Origin of the sequence: Aromatoleum sp. (assembly GCF_032027225.1) — a bacterium.
Lineage (GTDB): Bacteria > Pseudomonadota > Gammaproteobacteria > Burkholderiales > Rhodocyclaceae > Aromatoleum.
In genome coordinates this window covers 25978-32392 of the sequence record NZ_JAVSMM010000030.1, presented here as the reverse complement: position 1 = coordinate 32392, position 6415 = coordinate 25978, and the positions used below count along the sequence as shown (strand labels likewise).

5 protein-coding genes are annotated in these 6415 nt (G+C 63.6%); 1 reads left to right on the top strand and 4 read right to left on the bottom strand.

Annotated features, from left to right (window positions below):
• Positions 1–447: 447 nt before the first annotated feature.
• The 4 genes from ROZ37_RS21170 to ROZ37_RS21155 form a co-directional block, all read right to left on the bottom strand.
• Positions 448–1164: a PEP-CTERM sorting domain-containing protein gene (locus ROZ37_RS21170; RefSeq protein WP_312662647.1), complete on the bottom strand. Its 717-nt coding sequence runs from the start codon at positions 1162–1164 to the stop codon at positions 448–450.
• Positions 1165–1645: 481 nt separating this feature from the next.
• Positions 1646–2851, bottom strand: coding sequence for a glycosyltransferase (locus ROZ37_RS21165; RefSeq protein ID WP_312662646.1), 1206 nt, complete (start codon positions 2849–2851; stop codon positions 1646–1648).
• A gap of 276 nt (positions 2852–3127) precedes the next feature.
• Positions 3128–4219 (bottom strand): nitroreductase family protein, encoded by a 1092-nt coding sequence (locus ROZ37_RS21160; RefSeq protein ID WP_312662645.1) that lies wholly within the window; start codon positions 4217–4219, stop codon positions 3128–3130.
• On the bottom strand, positions 4212–5105 hold the full coding sequence (locus ROZ37_RS21155; protein ID WP_312662644.1) for a ThiF family adenylyltransferase: 894 nt from the start codon (positions 5103–5105) through the stop codon (positions 4212–4214). Before ROZ37_RS21155 ends, ROZ37_RS21160 begins: the two co-directional genes overlap by 8 nt.
• 65 nt (positions 5106–5170) lie before the next feature.
• On the opposite strand from ROZ37_RS21155, the gene ROZ37_RS21150 reads away from it, so the two are divergent.
• Entirely contained in the window at positions 5171–6412 is a 1242-nt protein-coding gene (locus ROZ37_RS21150) for an FtsX-like permease family protein (RefSeq protein ID WP_312662643.1), read from the top strand.
• Positions 6413–6415 lie beyond the last annotated feature (3 nt).

Sequence of the window (6415 nt, the reverse complement as noted above, 5' to 3'; positions counted from 1 at the left end):
TCCTGCAGCGCCTGGGGCAGCAGCATCTGCTGCTGAGGGCAATAGGGCAGATAGCTCGTCATCTCAACAGTCTACCGGCCCCGACACGCCAGGGAGGGCTTACCTCACCGACGCTTGGCTTCTGCCGCGCAGACTCCTAGGCGACGGCACGGGGGTGTCTCTAAAGGGTTGGGGCGAGCAGCGTGATCACTTCGGCAGCTTTGCCGCCGGCATTCTCCCTGGAAGGACAACTGTCTGCCACCGAAAGAGCCTGGCAGGCTAATCGAGCTGGACAGTCGACCGATCATGAGACCACGCATCCGCGCAGCGCGCTGTTCGCTGCGGCCGGGTCTCGCTGCATTTAGGGGAGGCGCTTAAGGGAAAGCGCGACGGCGACATTCGACGCCGGAGGCACAAACTGCAAAGGGGAAACGACGTTCCCCCTTTGCATTACCGGCAAGCAGCGAGTCAGGCCGTCTTCGTCTTGCGCAGGGACGTAATACCGAAACCCAGCAGTCCCAAACCCAGCAAGGACAAGACCGCGGGTTCGGGAACCTGGTTGGTCACGATCGAGGCGACCGACAGGTCGAGAGCCAGCGTATCCCCGGCGGTATTGATCACGGCGGAAAGCGATCCGATCTGCGAGAAATCGACGCCGACGAACGCAGCGAACGGAATCTCGAACGTTCCGGGTCCGGCCGAAGTAAGGCTGATCGTGAAATCGCCGCCCAACATGTCGGTGGCCCGCAGTTGGAACGGGAAGCCCAGATCCGCCGTCAGGACGTCGAGGATGAAGCGGTCGGCGCTCGCCGCCAACAGGTCGACGCCGCCCAGGCCCGTGGTATTGAGAACGCCCGGGTCAAGCGCGTCGGTGCCTCCGTCCCACTGGATCGTCGCCTGGCCACCGATGCCGTTGTCGTTCGAGAAGGTGAATACTCCGCCCGAAACTTCGACGATGGCGCGGGCGGCGGGCGAACCGGTGTCCGAGAAGACCTGCAGCCCGATGTCGCGGAAACCGCCGAGGATATTCGCGCCGCTCACTTGGGAGAAGATCGGACCGCCCACGTCGGTCAGGATGAGCGCGTTCTGGTCGGTCGTGAACAGATCGATGATGTCCGCTTGCGCGGCGCCCGCAAAGCTCAGTGCGGCCGCCGTACCCGCAGCTAGAAGAGTTTTCTTCAGCATGGCTACTTCCTTATAGCGTGGTTGATCGTGGTTGCGGATTTCGGCTGTTTCGCAGTTTCCCGACAGCCCGCAAGCCCAAGTCAGCAAGGCCCATGCCATAGAACTTAAACGTCTGAACTATCAAATAGTTAGAATACAAATCGCGTGCTCGGCGGGGAGCACAGAAAGGCCGCTGTAAGATTTCCCGACGGTTGACTCCGCGGGCGATCGACCCGACCAAGACTTTGAAGTCGCGGCCGCTTTCCCTCATAAATGTGCCGAGCCGAGGTATTCAGGCGGAACCTGGCTTCGCGAGTGTTCGCCTTCGGGCGGCGCGAATTATCAAGGACGGCCGGCTCCTGATGACTTTCTTGCATGCGACTCCGAGCGAGTACGGGACCGCGGGCGGAAAACGCGTCTTGCCATCCGGGTTGCGCCGGCAGACGCGAAACCCCGCCGCCCCGTCCGCCCCTTCGCTCGATGTCGGAGGCGAACAAAGACCTTACGCGTTCGTCCTGGAATTCAGGACGTGGGTAACCAAGTCGGCGAACAGGAGACCGGCGGGATAGGAATCGAAGTCCTCTTGCACCCTGCGCGCCGCTCCTGCGTACGCCGGATCGTCGCGAAGTCTGCGCACTCGCTCGTCGATGGCGCTCGCATCCGCGGTACTTGCGCGCAACGCAAAGCCCGCGCCCGCGCGCTCGACACATCCCATTGCCAAAAACTGGTCCAGGTTCGAGCAAAGACCGAGAACCGGCTTGCCGCGCGACAAGCCTTGATACGCGGTCGGACTCCCGCCATTGCAGACGACGAGGTCCGCGCGCGCACAAGCCGCCTCTCCCGGCAGATACGCAGAGACGTAGCGACGTCCAGGTATCGAGGCCACTTCCGACCGCCCGGCAGTTGCCACGAGCGTCGCAAATCCCGCGTCCTCCAGGGCTTCAAGCACCCTTGGCAGCAGCGCCGCGCGCCCCGATGACCCCAACGTCACGTACGCGAGTGGCCGCTCCGGAAGTTGGTCCCACCATTCCGGCAACGACATCTGGGGAGACCACAGGATCGGACCGATATAACGATGCTGCGGGGGGAGATTCCGGGTCGGAACGAGGACCGGCGTATCTGCGTAGAGCGTCCAATCCGCGTCGGTATATGCGTGGCGCAAGTCCTGCAGCGGCGCCAACCCGTATGCGCGGCGCACGGCGTTAAGCGGCAGTGCGTGGAGCCGGAACGCGAACGGATACGCGAGCCGAAACAATGGAGATGCAAGAGCAGGGCCGAGAACCCGCGTGAGCCTGATGTCGGGCAGAGGAATCGAGTCGATCGCCGACCACGGACTCCAGTACGCATTGCAAATAGCGAGATAAGGAATCTTCGCCACCCGCGCCGAGACGCCGAGCGAGAGACGGAAATCGCCGACCACGATGTCGGGCTTCACATCACGCAGCAGGCGCAGATCGTCCTCGACGTAAGCTTCGAGTTCGCGACGGCGGTAGAGCGGAGAGCCGCTTTCGAGCCGCCGCATGAAAACCGCAGGACTGATGCTGGCGAGGCCGTGGCGCGGCAAGTCGGTTCCCTGGCGGCATATGTCGAATTGATCGGCCGAAGCAAAGGCGATATCCCACTCCCGCCCCAGAGAGCCCGCCAAGGCGACAGGTCGCGCGACATGCGCGAGGGACACCGCTTCGGCGACGAAGAGGATGCGCGGCACTGCCCCTACCCCTGGTCACCGGGCGCAGCACGGCCCGCAACCGAAAAACCCGCCGCAGTCGATTCGCTCATGGTCCTGTCGCACACGGCTTCGCAGTCCAGAAGATGCACGCTATTCCCCCATCCACAGGCTACGGCGTAGGCAGGCCTGCGAAAACCGTCATATGACTCATCCGTTCGCAATCAAGCCGCGTGTTGCGCCGCTACAGGGGATGAAATTCGCTGGACGGGTCGGTTCAGCGGGTGGTTTCGACCTTCAGTTCCGATGCAAAAAGCATCACGAACGAGCGGACGCCCCCTCCGCCATCAGTTCGGCCAAAGACAGTCGGTGCGAACGCGACGCCGGCACCGAAGACACCCCGACCCGGCAAAAGAAAACGAAATCGTCGGACTCGCGGGCGCCGGCCAGCGCCTCGAAATCGCCGGCGAGCGCTCGCGCCCGCTCGTTGATCTCGGCAACGCCCGAAAACGACTTACCCGAACGCGAGTACCAGCGGAAGATCACCGGCGTCATTTCCGGCTGCAGGTGCAGCCCGACGGAGGTCGCCGTCAGCCACAACCGCTGCAGCGCGACGCCGCCCGCGACGTAATCGGCGACGTCCGCAAGCGGCGCGCGCGGGCGCAGGAGCACATGCGCGGCGCATGCGAGCGCCGGCAGAAAATCGAGTTGTACGCGCGGCGGAACGGTGCCCAGCAGATAACGATTGAAAAATTCGACCCGCGGCCAGCTTCGCATCACCCATTTCATCAGTTTGGCGGTTGCGGGATCGACGCCGACCGCCCGTTCTGGAATGCGATCCTTGCTGTAGCGCGCGCCCCATTCGATGATCTCGCGGTGGACTTCGAAGGCCTCGGGGCAGGTCAGGCGGATGTAGGCGTTGTCCCACAACAGCCGCGCGACCTTCAGCCGTTCTGCGAACGATTCGAAGAACTGGACCTCGTAGCCCGGTCCGGGAGCAGCGGCGAGCGCATCGCGCTGCATTCTTGTGAGCGGCGTCGTGTGCATCGGGCGCCGCTGCACGACGCGTGGCTCGATGTGCGGAAACAGCGGATCCGCTGCCGGGTCGGACCGCTGCCGCAGCACGACGTCGTAGACAGGGCGGGCGTCGCTCGTCCCGGGCCGCAGCGTCCAGCTCGCGTCGAGGCCGAAAGCGGTCGCGGCGATCCTCAATGTTTCGAGCAACGCGCCGTGAGACATGTGGCTCGGATGGCCCTCGAAATCGTACAGAACGTGATCACGGGTATCGAAGCCGTGAATCGCGATGTGGTCGTCGGCGACGATCTCGAATCGCCAGGGCTGGCTGTTGTCGCCGCTCGGCGCCCAGCGCGCGAGATCGAGAATCTTCAACAGCGTTTCGCGGTCAGACACCTGCAATCCCCTGCTCCTTCATGCGGCGCAGCTGTTTGCGCGCCAACCATAGCCCCAAGCGCTGAAGCGGGTTCGCGTTGCCACCCGGACGCCATGTCTTGACGAAGCTATTGCGATACGCATCGAACTGGTAACCCCTAGGCGCCGCGAGTATCTTCCCGCGACCGAGCAGTATCTTCAGAACCTCGGTTGCCGTGACGCCCGCACACAGTTGGCATGCGGCGATCGTTGACGGGCCGCGCCTTTCCTCTAGATTGACGCGCGACGGATCGGCGAGGTAGCCGCGCTGCAGCATCCCGGGCGACAGACCGAGGAGAAAGCGGATGCCCATTTCCTCCTCGTCACAGCCCTCGAGACGGAAATAGTCTTCGAAGCTCATTCCGTCGGGGAGAAAGACGAGCATCGCCGTGCCCATACCGAGCGGCGCGGCGGTCACTGCGGGAATTCCAAGCCGGCGGCAAGCGGCGAAGGTGGCGCGCCGAGCGCCGAACGAGAAAAAGTCGAGTCCGTCGACATACAGGTCGACACCCTCGAGAAACGCGTCGAGGTTCGCGTCGGAGACGCCTTCGGGAAATTTCCGGATCGCGAGATCGGGATTGATGTCGAGCGCCATCTCGGCCAGCACATCGACCTTGGGCCGGCCGAGGGTCGAGAGGGTGGCCCCGGCCTGGCGGTTGAAATTCGCGATGTCGAAAGTATCGAAATCGGAGATGTGGAAGGCCCCGATGCCGAGGCGCGCGAGCGTCAGCAGATGGACGCCGCCGACACCTCCCATACCCGCAATGGCTATCCGCATCCGTCGCAATCGCTCCTGCTCCGCGACGGTGACCCAGCCGATATTGCGGGAAAAGGCGGAAGAATAGTCGAACGCCTGCCCCTGCCGCATCTCTCCCTCATTTTCGCTGCGTCGAAAGACTATGATAGATCTGTCTCCCTCGATTGAAAACTCGCATGCCCGTGCCTACTCTCGGCGGATTACGACAGGACCTGCTCGTCGCGGGTCGCAACTTGCTGCGTCAACGCCGCCGGTCGATGCTCGCGCTGCTGATCATATGCGGGGGCGTCGTCACCTTTCTGCTCGCCGGCGGCTTCATCAACTGGGTTCTGACCGGGATGCGGGAATCGACGATTCACTCGCACCTCGGGCATATTCAGATCATCCGGCCCGGATACTTCCAGAAAGGTCTCGGCGATCCGTACAGCTACCTTCTGCCTACGGATTCGTCGATTGTCACCGCGAGCGGCTCCGATCATATCCGGACCGTGGCACCGAGATTGGCGTTCAGCGGGCTGCTGAGCAAGGGCGACGACACGGTTGCGTTCGTCGGCGAGGGCATCGACCCGGTTCTCGAGGCGCCGATTGCGGAGGGGGTATTCATCAGGAACGGCAGCGACTTGCGCGAAGCGCCCCCGGACTCGGTCCTGCTCGGCGTCGGACTCGCGAACAGCGTCAACGCGAGCCCCGGGGATAGCGTCGTGCTCCTCGGGACGACGGCCGAGGGCGGCATCAACGCCGTCGAACTCCATGTCGCCGGCCTGTTTGCGACAACGACGAAGGCCTATGACGATTCGTCGCTCCGCGTACCGATCGACGTCGCACGGCGTCTGATGCGCGTCGAGGGGGCGACAAGCTGGGTTGTCCTGCTCGACAAGACGGAGAACACCTCGGCGGCAGTCGCCAAACTGCGCGCCAATCTTGCGGCGCAGGACTTCGAAGTCGTTCCGTGGACCGATCTCGCCGATTTCTACAACAAGACCGCCACGCTCTTCACGCGACAGGTCGATGTCGTGCGACTTCTGATCGCGCTGATCGTCGTTCTGAGCATCACCAACACCCAGTCGATGACGGTCATCGAACGCACCGGCGAGATCGGCACGGCGATGGCGCTGGGCGTCCGCCGCCGCGGCATTCTCGGACTCTTCCTGCTGGAAGGCGTCCTGCTCGGGCTTTTCGGCGCAGGGGTCGGCGTCCTGATCGGCGTGGTGCTTGGAAAAGTCATCTCCACCATCGGCATTCCGATGCCCCCGCCTCCGGGCATGGAGATGGGCTTCACCGGCCAGATCTCGATCTCGCCCGGACTCGCGCTGGACGCCTTCGTGCTCGCGTTCCTGACCACCCTCCTCGCGAGCGTCTTTCCTGCGTGGAAGGCTTCACGCATGAACATCGTCGACGCGCTGCGTCATCAGCGGTAACCG